Below are 15,426 nucleotides of genomic sequence, written 5' to 3'. Positions count from 1 at the left end.
GGTCAGCTCCCGCCTGCCAGGGAGAACAGACGGTCAAGACCGAGATGCTCCTCAACGGCGTCGGCCAGCACGTCGATCATCTGCTCGCGGCGCTGCCCATACCCGATGGCACCCTCCACCGGGCGCCACGCCGATCCGGCATGCTCGGCAGCCTCGGCCAGCCAGGCGCGCCGGAAATCGTCACATTCGAAGGCACCATGCCACATCGTCCCCCAGACACTTCCGACGCGGACTCCGTCGAGGAAGGGCTCCCCCGCCGACAGGTCGACATCCATTCGGCCGTGATGGATCTCGTAGCCGCCGACCTCGATCCCCCGCCAGGATCCGCTCGGGATGGCCAGGGTCTTGTCGGCACCGAAGGTCACCTCGACCGGCAGTAGCCCGAGTCCCTCGGTTCGCTCGGTCGGCGATTCCTGACCCTCGGGGTCGAGGATGAGGCGGGTGAGCATCTGGTAGCCGCCACAAATGCCCAGCACAGTGCGACCTTGACGGGCACGGCGGGCCACGACCTCAGCGATTCCGGTGGACCTCAGCCACTCCAGATCACGCACGGTGGACCGCGATCCGGGCAGGACGAGCACGTCGGCCAGTTCGCAGGTGTTGGGGTTGGTCGTCACCTGGACGTCGACCCCGGCCTCGGCGGCCATGGCGTCGACATCGGTGGCGTTGGAGATTCTCGGCAGCCGGACGACGGCAACCCGCAGATCGTCGGTGGAAACGGAGTTCCCGTCGTGACGCCAGCGTCCCACCTCCAACGCATCCTCACCGTCGAGCCACACCTCGGGGACCCAGGGCAGCACCCCAAAACTCGGCATTCCGGTGCGACGAGTGATCTCTTCCAGACCAGGAGCGAGAACGGACTCATCACCGCGGAATTTGTTGATGACGTACCCGGCCAGCAGGGAACGGTCCGCGTCGTCGAGCAGCGCCCAGGTGCCGAAGAGGCTGGCGAGCACTCCGCCACGGTCAATGTCCCCGACGAGCACCACCGGCAGGCTCTTCTCCCTTGCCAGTCCCATGTTCGTGTAATCACCGGCACGCAGGTTGATCTCGGCCGGGGAGCCCGCACCCTCGCAGATGACCATGTCGTGGGCGGCGGAGAGCTCGTCGTAGGCGGCCCATGCGGCTTCCGCGAGGTGACGTCGTCCGGTGGCGTACTGTCCCGCTTCCAGCACGCCTCCCGGCGTGCCACGCAGCACGATGAAGGAGCGACGATCGGTGCCAGGTTTGAGCAGCACCGGATTCATGGCTGATTCCGGAGTCACCCTGGCGGCGCTGGCCTGCAGGTACTGCGCCCGGCCGATCTCGGACCCGTCGGGGCAGACCATCGAATTGTTCGACATGTTCTGGGCCTTGTAGGGAACGACGTCGATCCCGCGACGCCACGCGGCCCGGCAGAGGGCGGTGACGACCAGCGACTTCCCGGCGTCAGAAGACGTTCCGGCGACGAGGATTCCACTCATCACTTCTCCTTCGCGCTCGAGTCGTAACGACGAGGCAGGATGCCGCCGTAGAACCTGAGGTGGGCGATGGCCGCTACGCCGAGGCAGGCGGCAGCCGTCGCCATCCCGGTGACCCCGGTGACGAGGTCGGCAGCGTCCGCGACCTTCCGACCGTCCGGGCGTGCGCCGTCTCCCAGTAGGGGGCGATCCTCGTGACGATTGCCGTAGTAGACATTGCGTCCGCCCAGTTGCACCCCGAGGGCACCCGCCCAGGCCGACTCGCACCATCCCCCGTTCGGACTGGGGTGATGACCATGATCACGCATCATGATCTGCACTGCCCGACGCCGGTCTCCCCCGACGGTGGGCGCCAGCAGGCAGGCGAACAGTCCGGTCAGCCGGGCGGCAGGGAGATCCAGCAGATCGTCAAGGTGGGCGGCAACCTTGCCGAAGTTCTCGTAACGCTCGTTGTGGTGTCCGATCATGGCATCGAGAGTGTTCGCCCCTCGATGTACCAGCATTCCCGGTACTCCGGCCACGGCTCCCCACCACAGGGATGCCACGGCGGCGTCGGCGGTGTTCTCGGCCATGGACTCCACGGTCGCCCGAGCCAGTTCCGGCTCGTCGAGCTGGTCGGCGTCACGGGAGCACAGGTGGGACAGCTGCTCGCGGGCCCCGGCCAGGTCGTCCTCGTCGAGCCGGACGTACATTCGCTGACCTTCGTCGGCCAGCGAGGTCGCCCCGATGACCGCCCAGGTCGTCGCAGCCGTCGTGATCACGCGCAGCATCGGGTGTTTCGCGGTGACCTTCTCGACCCCTGCCCCCAACAGGGCCAGAGGGACGAGACATGCAGCCACATGAGCACCGCCACGCGCGACGGAGTCGGCCCAGTCACGCTTCTCGAGGGCAGCGGCGGCATTGCCAAAGACCGCCACCGGGTGGTGTTCCTGCGGATCACCGAACAACCGATCGGCGACGACACCTACTCCCAGCCCCACTGCCCGGGCGGCCAACCCGAGCCCACGACGACGGTCACGATGACACAGCATGCCCACACCCTAGAGCAGCGGCCCGGACTGATGAGGAGAGGAGTCGCTGATGAAGGGTCCAGAGGGATTGGTACCCCGCCCCACGAAAGGACTGACCAGTGCGGCCTAATCCAGCAGGAGCCGACCGACACCTCATGCGGGCTCTGGGTTGACGGCATGTGGTGACGGGCACCGGGACCGCACCACACGAGCAGCCACGAATCAGAGGTTTGGTGTTGGTTCGACGCGGGGAGTGGGTGTCGGGCGCTTTCACGGTGCCTCCTTGAACTGCCTGACACAAACCTGGACAATCGGTGGTTCCAAAAGCTGGGAGCACTTCCGCCTTCACAACCAGCCGCGTCTCCTGGCCTCGGCAACTGCCTGGGCCCGATTGACGCTGTTGGTCTTCGCGATCGCTGAGGACACGTGGTTACGGACCGTTCCGGTCGACAGGGAGAGCTTCCTCGCGATGACGGCGATCGGCTCCCCCGACTCCGCCTCCCGCAACACACCTCGCTCCCTCTCCGTCAACGGGTTGTACCCCTCCAGCAGGGACTCTGCGGCCAAGGATGGGTCGATGACGCGGCCTCCCTGATGAACCTTGCGCACTGCCTGGGCCAGTTCGGAGGCCGGGGTGTCCTTGACGACGAATCCCGCCGCCCCGGCATCCATCGCCCGGCGCAGGTACCCAGGGCGTCCGAAGGTGGTAACGATGAGAATCTTGACGTCAGCCCCAGCCAAGCGGTCCGCCACCTCGATGCCGTCCATTCCGGGCATCTCGATGTCGAGCAGCAGCACATCGGGACGGGTCTTCTCAACCGTCAGGACGACCTCGTCGCCACGACTGCACTGGCCGACCACCTCGATGTCGGGTTCCAGGGAGAGCAGAGCGACAAGGGCACCGCGTACCAAGGCCTGATCATCGGCGAGAACGAGTTTGATCGACTCGTCGGTCATAACACCACCACCTTGGTTCCCCGACCATTGTCCCCCGAACCGATGTCCAGCTGCCCACCGACGCCCTCGACCCGACGCCTCATCCCCGCCCGACCGGAACCTTCCTCGGCGTCGCCGACACCGATGCCGTCATCGATGATGCACATCCGGTCGTCGGACAGATCGATCCAACAGCACCTGGCCTGAGAGTGGCGGATGATGTTGGTGACGGCCTCACGCACCACCCATCCCCACACGGCGTCATGGTCGGACTCACCGGTCCGCTCGTCGCGGACCCGAAGGGAGATGCCAGCTGTCGTCAGGGCTGTCGCCGCGGTGGCGAGTTGGGAGTCCAGGTCAGCCTCGTTGAGGTCACTGACCAGGCCTCGAACCTGCGCCAGGGCCTCGCGAGTCAGGTTGTGCGTGTCCGCTGCCTGTTCCTTGGCAGCCTCCGGGTTGATGTCGATGAGTTTGCCGATGAGTTCGGCTTTCATGGAGATCACCGTCAGGCTCTGGCCGAGAAGGTCATGGACGTCGGAGGCGATCCTCTCCCGCTCGGCATAGGTGGCCTCGATCTTGTGCTGCTTGTTCTGCTCGAGTCGGTTGTTGCGCCACACCCGCCTGATGCATCCGGCCAGCAGAATCATGGCCATTGACGGCAGTCCGATGAGCCACCACTGTCGCTGGTCGTCGACGATCCGGGCCACCAACAGCGCGGCGACCTCGAGCACGAGGACCATCAGGACTGCGGATGTCGACATTAGGAAGAGGGTGAAGGCCAACGGAAAGGCGAACATCTCGACGGCCGCCGGCGGATCAACGAGGGCCACCCCGCCGTTGAGCAGACATATTACGGCCAGAAATGCCCAAGGCCAGCGAGGCATCCAACGTCGCGAGAGCCAGGTCTCCAGCGTGTCGACCCCCAGCCAGAATCCGAACAGGTAGACCAGCACGAAGAGGCCGATGAGGACGAACCCGGTGACCCGCTGGGACCTCACGAGCTCGGGGTTGGCAGCTATGTGCTCGATGGGATAGGCAAGGAAGATCGTCCAAATCCCGGCGTACAAGGTCTGCGTCCCGCGCGCGCCCCATATCGACAGCGAGCGTCTGGAGCGTTTGCGCATCGGCCTGTTCTCCTCCCAACTGGCCTCTCAGCAGTCCCTGTGACGGCGGGAGACCAGCCATGCCAACACGACGAAGACAACAGCCCACGCCACTGCGCTGATGATGGCACGGAAGAGGTCGACCTCGACCGGCCCCTGGGTCGTCATCTCGTATCCTCCCATGATCGGCCACCGCGGCAGCAGGTTAACACCCCACAGCGGGGTGAAGCGGGAGAGCTTGAGCATGAACCCGCCCAAGGGCATGAAGACATTGCCGAGAAAAGCGAAGGCCAGCACGAAGAAGGACACCAGGGAGGCAGCGTTCTCGTTGCGGATGAGTATCGCCATTCCAAGACCGAAGATGGTGTAGGGAACGCAGCACACCCATGCCAGGAGGAAGGTCCACAGCCATCCGATGCCGTCGATACGCGCACCCGAGAGGGCGCCGACGAGCAGCACGAGGGCCACCGGCACGGCCGCGACGACCTGGATCGAGACGATCTTGGTGACGAGGTAGTTCCACTGGGTCATCGGGGTGGTCGCCAGCTGCCGTCCCCATCCCGCCTGTTGCTCCAGAGCCGACGACGACCCCAGACCTGAGGCGGCGGTGGCAGTGCCATAGAGGGCCATCGACGCCATCACCGCGGCATTGACGTTTCCATGTGCCACCAGGATGGTGCCGTAGTCCTGGATTGCACCGAAGAGCACGTACATCGCGACCGGCATGACGAAGGCGAAGATGATGATCGACGGGGTGCGAACCATCCGCCGGATGTCGAGAAGGGAGTAGGTGATGTTCATGAGGCACTCTCCGCCCGGTCGATGCTCTCGCTGGTGAGTGAGAGGAATGCGTCCTCCAGAGTGGTGCGGGCGACCAGCACGTCGTGGGCCTCGGTGTGGTTGAGCAAATGGCGCACCAACTCGTCGGAGTCGTCGGTGGTGAAGGTGACGGTGTCGGACTTGATGTCGTAGTGGTTGACGTAGGGCAGGCGATCGAGGGTCGCGGGATCCACGTCGGGCCAGACGACGGTCACCGTCGAACCGGAGACCGACGCACGGATCTCGGCGATCGGTCCGTCTGCGATGATGCGGCCGTGGTTGATGAGGATGACCCGGTCGGCGAACTCGTCCGCCTCGGCAATGTAGTGGGTGGCGAAGATGATGGTGCGGCCGTCGTCAGCGGCCTTGTGCATCTGGGCCCAGAAGTGACGCCGTCCATCGACGTCGAGACCCATCGTCGGCTCGTCCAGAACCAGGAGATCCGGATCGGGCAGCATCGCCAGGGCGAAGCGCAACCGCTGTTGCTGACCGCCTGAACACTTTCCGACCTTCCGGGAGGCGAAATCCTCCAGCTCCCAGACCCGCATCTGCTCATCGATCCGGGAGCGCGGGAGCTTGAAGGTCGATCCGATGACTCGCAGGGTCTCGTGGACAGTGAAGTTGTCGAGCAGGCCACGGGTCTGTTGTACCGCCGAGACCCGGCCGAATCGGGCCCCCTCCTCGGCGTTCCGGCCCATCAACTCGACTCGGCCGGAGGTCGGGTCGGTGATCCCCAACAACATGTCGATGGTTGTCGTCTTGCCGGCGCCGTTGGGGCCGAGGAAGGCGACAACCTCCCCTTGCTTGATGGTGAAATTGATGTGGTCGACGGCCGTCAGGTGTCCTCCCTTGGCAGGGAAGGCCTTGACGAGATCCTCGACGACCACCGCTGTTTCGTTCATGCCTCCATGACACCCCACCAGGCGTGGTTCCGCCCATGGTCCGGCGTCACGACTTCGCCATGACATTCGTCATGGGGGGTTAGGCTACGGCAATGACTCGAATCGTCCTGGTACGCCACGGCCAGTCCACCTGGAACCTGGAGCACCGCGTCCAGGGACAGACGATGGAGGTCCCCCTGACCAGGAGAGGCCATCGTCAGGCCGGTGAGGCCGGACGGAAGGTCGCCGTATTGGTGCCTCGTCACACCGCACTGCTGAGTTCGGACCAGAAACGTGCCCTGCAGACCGCTCAACGTGTGGGTTGCGCGATCGGGTCGACACCTCAGGCTGACGCCCGGCTGCGGGAGCAGTACTTGGGTGACATGGAGGGCAAGCTGTCCAGTGAACTGCACGAGATGCCGATCCCCGAGGATGCCGACATTGCCGAGGTCGGCTGGGGTGGCGGGGAGTCACTTCTCGACGTCTGGCGACGCTGTCGCGATCTGTTGGACGAGCTTGCCCAGAATCCCCCCGAGGCCGTCGTCATGGTCAGTCACGGGGACACCCTGCGCGTCATGCTGTCGGCCCTGTCCGGAGGCACCCACCGTGACTGCGACTACTCCCTCGCGCTGACGAATGGGATCGTCATGTACCGGGATATCGACCTGCACGAGCTGGTGGAGAGCCTTCCGGACCTGTGAGATTCCGTGCCGGGGAATCTCACAGTCTCACGAGCATCTTCCCGGTGTTGGCACCCTCGAGCATGTCGATGAAGGCCTTGGGTGCCGCGTCGAGGCCATCCCGGTAGGTCTCGTCCCAGTGGATCTCGTCGTTGGCCAACCACTGGGCCATCTTCTGCTGGAACTCCGGACGGACTTCCTCGGCGTACTTGGCGATGACGAAACCCCGCAGCGTCAGCCGCTTGCCGATGGCCAGCCCCAGATTGCGCGGGGCACACGGCGGCTCGACGGAGTTGTACTGGGAGATCGCCCCACACATGGCCACGCGACCATCGGTGTTGAGGTGGTTGATGGCGGCCTCCAGGTGGTCTCCCCCGACGTTGTCGTAGTAGACGTCAATGCCGTCAGGTGCAGCCTGGCCGAGCAATTTCGTGGCTGGCCCATCGTGATAGTTGAAAGCGGCGTCGAAACCGAGGTCGCGCAACCGGGCAACTTTAGCGTCGGTGCCTGCCGAACCAATGACCCGCGAGGCACCAAGCAGCCGCGCCAGCTGACCGACCATCGATCCGACGGCTCCGGCGGCCCCGGAGACAAAGACGACGTCACCGGCCTTCATTTCGGCAGCACGAGTCAAGCCAGCGTAAGCGGTGAGCCCCGTCATTCCCAGCACACTTAGATATGCGGACGCAGGGGCAATGTCGGTGTCAATGATGCGGGCATCATCGGCGTTGAGGACGGCATGCTCTCTCCACCCGAGCTGGTGAACGACGTGGCTACCTTCCGGAACCCCCTCGCTACGCGACTCGATGACGGTCCCGACGACACCCCCGTCGAGGGGCTGGTCAATTTGGAAGGGCGGCACATAGGACTTGACGTCATTCATCCGACCGCGCATGTACGGATCCACAGACATGACGTCATTGGCAACTAGGATTTGGCCGTCGGACAGCTCAGGGAGGCTGATCTCCTCGATACGGAAGTTGTCCTGGGTCGGTACGCCGTCTGGACGGGAGGCCAGGTGGACGGCACGGGTGGTCGTGGGACGTGTGGTGTTCATGGAAGTACTCCTCTTCTCGACACCGATACAGCTTTCCTAGCTAACCTTTGCGCGAGCGGCACGATCGCACCAGACGATTCCGCGGAGGGTGATCGTGGGTCATGCACAATAGGGGCTATGGCCGGCATTACGATCCTCCGAGCAGACATCACCACCCTCGACGTCGAGGCTGTCGTCAACGCAGCAAATCGTCAACTGGCCGGTGGCGGCGGGGTTGATGGGGCCATCCACCGGGCTGCCGGGCCGGAGCTGTCGGCTGCCTGCCGGAAGCTACGCCAGACCACGCTGCCCGACGGTCTACCCACCGGTCAGTCGGTGGCCACCACTGCCGGGAAGATGCCCGCGAAGTGGGTCATCCACACCGTCGGCCCGGTATGGGCCAAAACCATCGACAAGTCTGATCAACTCGCCTCCTGCTACCGGACTTCCCTGCAGGTCGCCGACGAGATCGGCGCACGAACAATCGCTTTTCCGACCATCTCTGCCGGGGTCTATGGCTACCCGATGGACGAGGCCACCAGGATCGCCGTCGAGACCTGCCGCCACACTGGCACCAAGGTAGAGATGATCTACCTTGTTGCGTTCAATGCCGAGGCCGAAGCAGGTTATCGAGCTGCCCTCGAGTGATCCGGGTATTCGGACGAAGGCACGGACAATTCAGCTGGCCAGCTCAGTAAGAATACGTTCTAGCACAACGGCGTGATTGACTTCGCGATCGCCGGCACCATAGAGCAAGATCACCTCGTCACGCTCGGCACATTCGGCCAGGAATTTCTTCGCCGCACCGGACTCGTCAAGCTCAGCCTCATAGCGACCTGCGAACTCATCGAAGCGCTCAGGATCGTGGTTCCACCACGTGCGCAGATCGGCGGACGGGGCCAAATCGGTACGCCGTTCGTCCAGGGCAGCGTCATCCTTCTTGACTCCTCGCGGCCACATCCGATCAACCAAGACCCGGTACCCCTGGGCAGGGCCCTCTTTGAGGTCGTCACGAATATTTACTGCATGGAAGGTCGTCATGACCTCAACTGTGTCACGCGGGGATTAAGCCTTCTGCTTCTTCTTGAAGAAGATGGGCACCAAGATGACGATGAGGAGGGCGATGGCCACCCAGTTAGCGATCTTGGCGTAGTACTTCAGCGCTCCGACGATGGGGTCGCCAATGCCCCATCCCAGCCCCAAATAGCCGAGATTCCAGATCGTTGCAGCGATGAAGTCCAGGGCAACAAACCACCTCACCTTCATTCCGGATGCCCCCGTCAAGACGAAGACAACCGGCATGATCGGAAGGGGGATCGGCACGTAGGCGACGAGCACTCCCAGCCAGCCAAGTTTGCGGGCCCACTTCTCCGCCTGGTCATACTTGCGACGCGCCCGCTCGGATCGTCCAGCCCAGACCTCAATCATGCCCCGGCCCCACAGCTTTCCAGCCCACCAGTAGACCCAGTCGAGTTTGATCGACATGATCGAGCCCAGCAACAGCCACAAAAACCAGTACGGAGCCTGCCCCACTGATGCCAGCGCCCCGGTTGCGGCAGCGCCGGTACGAGACCCGGTTAACCCCATGAGGATGGGCGGATCAAGGCCGAGCAGCCAACCGCGCAATGGGAGCATCACCAAGGAGAAAATGCCAAGGAACCCGATCCACCCCATGCACCAATAGTCAGAGCGACCCGGCTTGTGGTTCCACGGCATGCCCTCGGCTTTCCACCACTCCTCCTCTACTGCGGAGTCAGTTCCGGCGGAAGATCGCGCCAGTTCATCTTCAGCCACAGCCAGGGAAGTAGCGGCAACGGCGAAGGAATCCTTTTCACCTGCCACCGCAGTGCTCATCTCGTCCTGCACGCCGTTGAGGATACCCAGAACCGGTGACAACCCGGCATCGGCAATATCTGCCGAGGGGGAAACACCCTGCTCACAGCACTGTCTCAGCGCTAGCGTAGTAACTCGCTTCACCCAGCACACGCGAACCCCGCCGGGCGAGGAAGGACCACATGATCCGTTTCGACCACGTCAGCAAGCGTTTCGATGACGGAACAGTCGCCGTCGACAACTTCAATCTGAGAGTGGAATCACACCACCTAGTGGTCCTCCTGGGGTCTTCGGGGTGTGGCAAGACAACCCTGCTGCGAATGGTCAACCGGATGGTTGATCCATCTGAGGGACGAATACTCATCGATGACACCGATGTCGCCACCGTCAATCCGGTCACGTTGCGCCGTCAGATCGGATATGTCATGCAATCGGGCGGGTTACTCCCTCATCACACTGTTGTCGACAACATTGCCACTGTGCCTCTCCTCTCGGGGGTTCCCCGAGCTACTGCCCGCACCCGGGCGATGGACTTACTCGAACGGGTCGGCTTAGATTCTTCCCTGGCCCGTCGATACCCCGCCCAGCTATCAGGCGGGCAGCGGCAACGGGTCGGGGTAGCACGCGCCCTGGCCGCCAACCCCAACATCCTCCTCATGGACGAGCCGTTCGGCGCTGTCGATCCGGTTGTGCGGGCCGATTTGCAGCAGGGCCTGCTACAAATCCAGGCGGATCTAGCGAAGACGATCGTGTTCGTCACCCATGACGTTGACGAGGCATTCCTGCTCGGCGACGAGGTTCTCGTCTTGCGGCGGGGAGCCCAGGTCGCGCAACGAGGACGACCCGACGATATTCTCCTCCACCCGGTTGACGACTTCGTCTCCTCCTTCATCGGCGGTGATCGCCGAAACCTTCACATGGAGCGCCATGACGACTATCCGACCATCGTTGACGCCGGTGGTCGACTCGTAGGACGTTTCGCCGATCAGACGTCCACAACCGTCCAGGAGAGTTCGTGAACACCCGATGGATTAGCGAGAACTGGGATCAGATATGGCAACTGACTAGCCACCACGCGATGCTAGGCGTCACTCCTGTACTAGTGAGCTTGCTGTTGTCGGTCCCGCTGGGATGGTGGGCGCACCGCTCGCGAACCGCCAGGCGCATTCTTGTGCCAAGCGCATCGATCCTCTTCGCCCTCCCATCTCTGCCACTGTTCGTCCTCTTGCCGCTCATCCTCGGAACAAAAATCCTTGATCCGATCAACGTCGTCGTCGCGCTGACCCTATACGGCATCGCGCTGCTGGTACGCACCGCCACTGATGCCTTCGATTCGGTGGGACGAGCGGTACGCCGTGAAGCCGTCGCCATGGGTCATTCGAAGTCCCAGGTGTTCTGGCGGGTTGCCCTCCCGCTCGCCGTCCCGGCCCTCGTTGCCGGAATGCGGGTAGTTTCGGCATCCACCTTGTCCTTAGTCAGCGTTGGAGCTCTCGTCGGCGTCCCCTCGCTGGGCTACTTTTTCACCGACGGCTACCAGCGCTCCTTCCCTACCGAGATCTGGGTAGGGATCATCGGGACCCTCGTACTGGCAATCGTCTTCGACCTCGTCATCGTCTGTGTCGGTCGGCTCCTGACACCGTGGCAGACAGCAGCAACGACATGAACCAGATCGCAGCTGCTCTGGCCTGGCTAACGGCCTCCTCCCATTGGACCGGTTCCGGCTCTATCGGGGTCCGCATTGGCGAGCACCTCTGGTACACCTTGCTGGCACTCGCCGTCGCCGCCATCATCGCTACTCCCGCCGGGCTAGCCATCGGTCATACTGGCCGCGGAAAGACCGTTGCGGTGGCATGTTCTGGAGCTTTGCGTGCTCTGCCCTCTCTCGGGCTGCTCACGTTGCTAACGATCTCGACGACGATCGGAATCAAGAATCCCGTCGTACCCTCCACCATCGTGCTAGCCATCCTGGCAATTCCGCCCTTGCTGGCCGGTAGTTACGCCGGTGTAGAGGCCGTTGACGACGAGGTAGCCGACGGCGCTCGAGCCTGCGGCATGACAGAAATGCAGGTTCTAGGCCGCGTCGAGTTGCCACTAGCCACTCCCCTCCTGTTGGGCGGGCTGAGATCGGCCGCCTTGCAGGTGATCGCGACGACGACGATCTGCTCGTATGTGGGTATGGGAGGCCTCGGCCGTTTCATCCTTGACGGGCTCGCGGTCTCCGACTACCCGCAGATGCTCGCCGGTTCCATCGTCATCATCGTGCTGGCCCTGATAGTTGACGGGCTGCTCTCCCTCGCTACCCGCTTACTCACTGGCCCGGGTGTCAGACACGCCTTGGCCCTTACCCCGCAGTGATCCGACCGAATGGAGCACCCGATGACCACAACGACCATGACCCGTCGAACCCTGCTCGGAGCAGCGTTGCTGACCGGCCTGACAGCGTGTTCCTCGAACGATCCTCTCGACTCGAATGACTCGGGATCCGGTAGCGCAAATCTCACTGTCGGTTCGGCGAATTTCACCGAGTCCGAGATCATCGCCGAGCTCTACGCCCAGAGTCTTGAGACAGCCGGGATCACGGTCAAGCGACGCATGCAGATCGGTGCCCGAGACGTCTACGTCAAGGCCCTTCAAGACGGTTCGGTCGATCTCATCCCGGAGTACTCGGGAAATCTGCTGCAGTTCTTTCAGGCAGCGTCGTCCGCCTCCGACGAGAAATCCGTCATGGCGACCCTACGCAAGGTCCTTCCCGCCGGTATGTCGGTGGGAGAGCCCTCAGCAGCTCAGGATGCCGATTCCTGGTGCGTCACTGCCGAATTCTCACGAACCCACAAGGTGACTTCCCTAGCCGATTTGGCCAAGCTGAGTTCTCTCAAGGTGGGCGGCAATCCAGAACTCAAGGAACGCCCCTACGGCCCGAAGGGATTGACGAAGGCGTACGGCGTGCCAGCATCCATCATCAAGTTCACTGCCCTGTCAGATTCCTCTGGACCGCTCACCGTCAAAACACTTACCACGGGGGCCGTTGATCTCATTGACCTATACACAACGACCCCCGCAATCAAAGAACAGCACCTCGTCGTCCTCTCCGACCCCAAGCACCTCATCGTGCCGCAAAACGTCGTCCCGCTTTTGAGTAAGAAGGTTAACGGTAAGGCACGTGCTCAGCTGGCCAAGGTGTCGAAGGTGCTGACCACCGACGATCTCATCGGGATGAATCAACGTTCCCAGGGCGACGAGAAAGCATCGGCAGCCACCATCGCCAAGGATTGGCTAGCGAAAAAGGGGCTGGCCTCATGATCGGCCAGCCAATGGTTTAGCCTATTTCCGCGCGTGCCTCCTCGAAAGCCTTAATAGCCTTGTCGAGCTGTTCCCGGGTGAGCCCGGCAGACATCTGGGTACGGATGCGTGCCTTCCCCTTGGGAACCACCGGGTAGCTGAAGGCACGAACGTAGATGCCTTTGGCGAGCATGGCGTCGGCCATCTTCGCGGCCTTGACGGCGTCACCCACCATGACGGGCACGATTGGGTGGTCCGACTCGGGGATTTCGAAACCGCGACGCGTCATCTCGGAGCGGAAGTACTCAGTGTTCTCGCGCAGTTTGGTGAGCAGGTCGCCGGAGGACTTCAGCAAGTCAAGGGTGGCAAGCGATGCTCCAGCGATCGATGGGGCAAGCGAGTTAGAAAACAGGTAGGGTCGCGAATTCTGCCGCAGCATCTCGACGACCTCCCGATGGGAGCAGGTGTAACCACCTGAAGCTCCACCCAGTGCCTTGCCAAGGGTGCCGGTGAGGACATCGACGCGGTCGCGGACACCCCACTGTTCGGGCGTTCCGGCGCCGTGCTCACCGACGAATCCGACGGCGTGGGAGTCGTCGACCATGACCATGGCGCCATACTTCTCGGCGAGATCACAGATCTGCGGCAGCGGGGCAACAAACCCATCCATCGAGAAGACACCGTCAGTGGCGATCATGATGTGCCTGCAGTCTTTGGCAGCCTGCAGCTGGGCCTCTAGATCGGCCATGTCCTGGTTGCGGTAGCGGAAGCGCTGAGCTTTGCAGAGCCGGACTCCGTCGATGATCGAGGCATGGTTGAGCTCGTCGGAAATGATCGCGTCATCGGGGCCGAGAAGGACCTCAAAGAGACCGCCGTTGGCGTCGAAGCAGGACGAGTAAAGAATGGTGTCCCAGTTATCGGGATCATCGGGGTGAAGGAACTCAGTGATGGCCCGCTCGAGCTTCTGGTGAAGGGTCTGAGTGCCGCAAATAAACCGCACCGAGGCCATTCCGAAGCCCCATTCGTCGAGGGCCTTCTTGGCAGCCTCAATGAGTACCGGGGAATCAGCCAAGCCGAGGTAGTTATTCGCGCACAGGTTGATAACCTCGCGCCCATCATCGACGGTAATCTCGCCCGACTGAGGGCTGGTCAACGGAGCCTCAGCCTTGTACAGCCCCTCCTCCTTAAGGGCTGCGATCTTAGAGCTGAGTTCGTCTTTCATAGATCCGTACATAATTGTCCTTTCTGTGAGGCGTCTTATCAGTCGAGGCATTCCCAGTTCATGACGACCTTGCCGCCATGACCCGAGCCTGCAACGTCAAAAGCCTCGCGGAATTCAGTAATGGGGTATCGATCGGTGATGATTCCGGAGATGTCCAGACCAGAACGGATGAGGGACGCCATGGTATACCAGGTTTCGAAGATCTGACGGCCGGTCACTCCCTGAATTGTGATCATGTTGAAGATGATCTTGGAGACGTCGAGGGTGATGTCCTTGCTCGGTGTTCCCAGCAACGCGATCCGTCCACCATGAGTCATATTGCCGATCATGGACGTCAAAGCTGCGCCAGATCCGGACATCTCCAGCCCGATGTCGAACCCCTCCTTCATGTCAAACCTGTTCCACACCGTCTCCAAACCCTCGCGGGAAACATTGACAGTGTTCTTCAAGCCCAATTGCTGGGCCAGCTCCAGCCTCTCATCGGACAGGTCGGTGACGATGACGTTCCGCGCCCCCTGAAATTGAGCTACTAGAGCCGCCATGATCCCGATTGGCCCAGCCCCGGACACGAGGACGTCCTCAGCCAGGCAGGGGAATTGGAGAGCGGTGTGTACGGCATTGCCGAACGGATCAAAGATTGCCGCGATATCGGGATCAAGGTCCGGGATGTGATGTACCCAGATATTGCCAGCCGGCATGACGAAGTACTGACAGTAGGCTCCATCTACGGCATATCCGATACCTTGGGTATTGCGGCACAGATGACGTCTGCCCGCTAAGCAGGCCCGGCAGCGTCCGCAGACATAGTGGCCCTCACCGGAGACGAACTGTCCAACCTCCAGATCGTTAACCTCCGAACCGAGCTCGACGATCTCGCCGCAGAACTCGTGACCGAGGACCAGCGGGGTGTGCACCGTTTTGGCGGCCCAGCCGTCCCACTTGTCGATGTGGACGTCGGTGCCGCAAATCCCACTGCGCAGCACTTTAACGACGACATCGTTGGGCCCCGGTATCGGGTCTGGAATGTCAATAAGTTCAAGCCCGGGTTCTGGCCGGGTCTTTGCCAAGGCCTTCATCGTCGCTCACCTTTCCGGGGGACCGCCCCCAAACCACATCCTTGTGACAGCAACAACTCTGCCACTACCCGACCGAGGATGCACACCCAGC

17 protein-coding genes are annotated in these 15,426 nt (G+C 62.5%); 6 read left to right on the top strand and 11 right to left on the bottom strand.

The annotated features are described in order from the left end of the window. Positions 1-2: 2 nt before the first annotated feature. The 6 genes from A5483_RS02310 to A5483_RS02285 all read right to left on the bottom strand — a co-directional run bounded on the left by A5483_RS02310 (position 3) and on the right by A5483_RS02285 (position 6,230). The gene (locus A5483_RS02310) at positions 3-1,463 is read right to left on the bottom strand and encodes a cobyric acid synthase (protein WP_002549709.1); all 1,461 of its coding nucleotides are present in this window, start codon (positions 1,461-1,463) and stop codon (positions 3-5) included. Beyond that, entirely contained in the window at positions 1,463-2,491 is a 1,029-nt protein-coding gene (gene cbiB, locus A5483_RS02305) for an adenosylcobinamide-phosphate synthase CbiB (RefSeq protein ID WP_016667029.1), read from the bottom strand. Before cbiB ends, A5483_RS02310 begins: the two co-directional genes overlap by 1 nt. Before the next feature lie 324 nt (positions 2,492-2,815). Continuing rightward, positions 2,816-3,427: a response regulator transcription factor gene (locus A5483_RS02300; RefSeq protein ID WP_002549688.1), complete on the bottom strand. Its 612-nt coding sequence runs from the start codon at positions 3,425-3,427 to the stop codon at positions 2,816-2,818. Then, complete coding sequence (locus A5483_RS02295; protein WP_063810874.1) at positions 3,424-4,530, bottom strand: sensor histidine kinase; 1,107 nt, start codon at positions 4,528-4,530, stop codon at positions 3,424-3,426. Before A5483_RS02295 ends, A5483_RS02300 begins: the two co-directional genes overlap by 4 nt. Positions 4,531-4,557: 27 nt before the next feature. After that, the gene (locus A5483_RS02290) at positions 4,558-5,310 is read right to left on the bottom strand and encodes an ABC transporter permease (protein WP_063810873.1); all 753 of its coding nucleotides are present in this window, start codon (positions 5,308-5,310) and stop codon (positions 4,558-4,560) included. After that, entirely contained in the window at positions 5,307-6,230 is a 924-nt protein-coding gene (locus tag A5483_RS02285) for an ABC transporter ATP-binding protein (RefSeq protein WP_063810872.1), read from the bottom strand. The genes A5483_RS02290 and A5483_RS02285 overlap by 4 nt, the downstream gene beginning before the upstream one ends. Before the next feature lie 92 nt (positions 6,231-6,322). Here A5483_RS02285 and A5483_RS02280 point away from each other — a divergent pair, with 92 nt between their 5' ends. Then, the gene (locus A5483_RS02280; RefSeq protein ID WP_002549555.1) at positions 6,323-6,910 is read left to right on the top strand and encodes a histidine phosphatase family protein; all 588 of its coding nucleotides are present in this window, start codon (positions 6,323-6,325) and stop codon (positions 6,908-6,910) included. Between the two features lie 19 nt (positions 6,911-6,929). Here A5483_RS02280 and A5483_RS02275 read toward each other — a convergent pair whose 3' ends face one another. Then, entirely contained in the window at positions 6,930-7,946 is a 1,017-nt protein-coding gene (locus A5483_RS02275) for an NADP-dependent oxidoreductase (RefSeq protein WP_063810871.1), read from the bottom strand. Positions 7,947-8,063: 117 nt separating this feature from the next. Here A5483_RS02275 and A5483_RS02270 point away from each other — a divergent pair, with 117 nt between their 5' ends. Further along, positions 8,064-8,573 (top strand): O-acetyl-ADP-ribose deacetylase, encoded by a 510-nt coding sequence (locus tag A5483_RS02270; RefSeq protein ID WP_063810870.1) that lies wholly within the window; start codon positions 8,064-8,066, stop codon positions 8,571-8,573. A gap of 30 nt (positions 8,574-8,603) precedes the next feature. Here A5483_RS02270 and A5483_RS02265 read toward each other — a convergent pair whose 3' ends face one another. Beyond that, positions 8,604-8,966 (bottom strand): DUF488 domain-containing protein, encoded by a 363-nt coding sequence (locus A5483_RS02265; RefSeq protein ID WP_063810869.1) that lies wholly within the window; start codon positions 8,964-8,966, stop codon positions 8,604-8,606. 24 nt (positions 8,967-8,990) lie between these two features. Then, a complete protein-coding gene (locus tag A5483_RS02260; RefSeq protein WP_042842942.1) occupies positions 8,991-9,821 on the bottom strand; it encodes a DedA family protein in 831 nt (276 codons plus the stop codon). Between the two features lie 119 nt (positions 9,822-9,940). On the opposite strand from A5483_RS02260, the gene A5483_RS02255 reads away from it, so the two are divergent. The 4 genes from A5483_RS02255 to A5483_RS02240 are packed head-to-tail and all read left to right on the top strand — an operon-like array spanning position 9,941 to position 13,058. Continuing rightward, entirely contained in the window at positions 9,941-10,777 is an 837-nt protein-coding gene (locus tag A5483_RS02255) for an ABC transporter ATP-binding protein (RefSeq protein WP_063810868.1), read from the top strand. Beyond that, entirely contained in the window at positions 10,774-11,421 is a 648-nt protein-coding gene (locus A5483_RS02250) for an ABC transporter permease (RefSeq protein WP_002549515.1), read from the top strand. Before A5483_RS02255 ends, A5483_RS02250 begins: the two co-directional genes overlap by 4 nt. Continuing rightward, positions 11,418-12,113 (top strand): ABC transporter permease, encoded by a 696-nt coding sequence (locus A5483_RS02245; RefSeq protein ID WP_002549580.1) that lies wholly within the window; start codon positions 11,418-11,420, stop codon positions 12,111-12,113. The genes A5483_RS02250 and A5483_RS02245 overlap by 4 nt, the downstream gene beginning before the upstream one ends. A gap of 9 nt (positions 12,114-12,122) precedes the next feature. Beyond that, positions 12,123-13,058 carry an ABC transporter substrate-binding protein gene (locus A5483_RS02240; RefSeq protein WP_042842940.1) on the top strand — a complete coding sequence of 312 codons (936 nt, stop codon included), beginning with the start codon at positions 12,123-12,125 and terminating at the stop codon, positions 13,056-13,058. Between the two features lie 16 nt (positions 13,059-13,074). Here A5483_RS02240 and A5483_RS02235 read toward each other — a convergent pair whose 3' ends face one another. Then, positions 13,075-14,259 carry a glycine C-acetyltransferase gene (locus A5483_RS02235; protein WP_082863977.1) on the bottom strand — a complete coding sequence of 395 codons (1,185 nt, stop codon included), beginning with the start codon at positions 14,257-14,259 and terminating at the stop codon, positions 13,075-13,077. Positions 14,260-14,297: 38 nt separating this feature from the next. Next, a complete protein-coding gene (tdh, locus tag A5483_RS02230; protein WP_063810866.1) occupies positions 14,298-15,335 on the bottom strand; it encodes an L-threonine 3-dehydrogenase in 1,038 nt (345 codons plus the stop codon). Between the last annotated feature and the right edge of the window lie 91 nt (positions 15,336-15,426).

It is taken from the genome of Cutibacterium namnetense (assembly GCF_001642025.1).
In the GTDB taxonomy this organism is placed as follows: domain Bacteria; phylum Actinomycetota; class Actinomycetes; order Propionibacteriales; family Propionibacteriaceae; genus Cutibacterium; species Cutibacterium namnetense.
Note: the sequence above shows the minus strand (reverse complement) of the source record. Positions and strands in the feature narration are given on the sequence as shown.

Excerpts from the sequence above, each read along its gene's own strand:
- A5483_RS02310 (WP_002549709.1), bottom strand. The coding sequence starts at position 1,463 with ATGAGTGGAATCCTCGTCGCCGGAACGTCTTCTGACGCCGGGAAGTCG.
- cbiB (WP_016667029.1), bottom strand. The coding sequence starts at position 2,491 with ATGCTGTGTCATCGTGACCGTCGTCGTGGGCTCGGGTTGGCCGCCCGG.
- A5483_RS02300 (WP_002549688.1), bottom strand. The coding sequence starts at position 3,427 with ATGACCGACGAGTCGATCAAACTCGTTCTCGCCGATGATCAGGCCTTG.
- A5483_RS02295 (WP_063810874.1), bottom strand. The coding sequence starts at position 4,530 with ATGCGCAAACGCTCCAGACGCTCGCTGTCGATATGGGGCGCGCGCGGG.
- A5483_RS02290 (WP_063810873.1), bottom strand. The coding sequence starts at position 5,310 with ATGAACATCACCTACTCCCTTCTCGACATCCGGCGGATGGTTCGCACC.
- A5483_RS02285 (WP_063810872.1), bottom strand. The coding sequence starts at position 6,230 with ATGAACGAAACAGCGGTGGTCGTCGAGGATCTCGTCAAGGCCTTCCCT.
- A5483_RS02280 (WP_002549555.1), top strand. The coding sequence starts at position 6,323 with ATGACTCGAATCGTCCTGGTACGCCACGGCCAGTCCACCTGGAACCTG.
- A5483_RS02275 (WP_063810871.1), bottom strand. The coding sequence starts at position 7,946 with ATGAACACCACACGTCCCACGACCACCCGTGCCGTCCACCTGGCCTCC.
- A5483_RS02270 (WP_063810870.1), top strand. The coding sequence starts at position 8,064 with ATGGCCGGCATTACGATCCTCCGAGCAGACATCACCACCCTCGACGTC.
- A5483_RS02265 (WP_063810869.1), bottom strand. The coding sequence starts at position 8,966 with ATGACGACCTTCCATGCAGTAAATATTCGTGACGACCTCAAAGAGGGC.
- A5483_RS02255 (WP_063810868.1), top strand. The coding sequence starts at position 9,941 with ATGATCCGTTTCGACCACGTCAGCAAGCGTTTCGATGACGGAACAGTC.
- A5483_RS02245 (WP_002549580.1), top strand. The coding sequence starts at position 11,418 with ATGAACCAGATCGCAGCTGCTCTGGCCTGGCTAACGGCCTCCTCCCAT.
- A5483_RS02240 (WP_042842940.1), top strand. The coding sequence starts at position 12,123 with ATGGAGCACCCGATGACCACAACGACCATGACCCGTCGAACCCTGCTC.
- A5483_RS02235 (WP_082863977.1), bottom strand. The coding sequence starts at position 14,259 with ATGAAAGACGAACTCAGCTCTAAGATCGCAGCCCTTAAGGAGGAGGGG.
- tdh (WP_063810866.1), bottom strand. The coding sequence starts at position 15,335 with ATGAAGGCCTTGGCAAAGACCCGGCCAGAACCCGGGCTTGAACTTATT.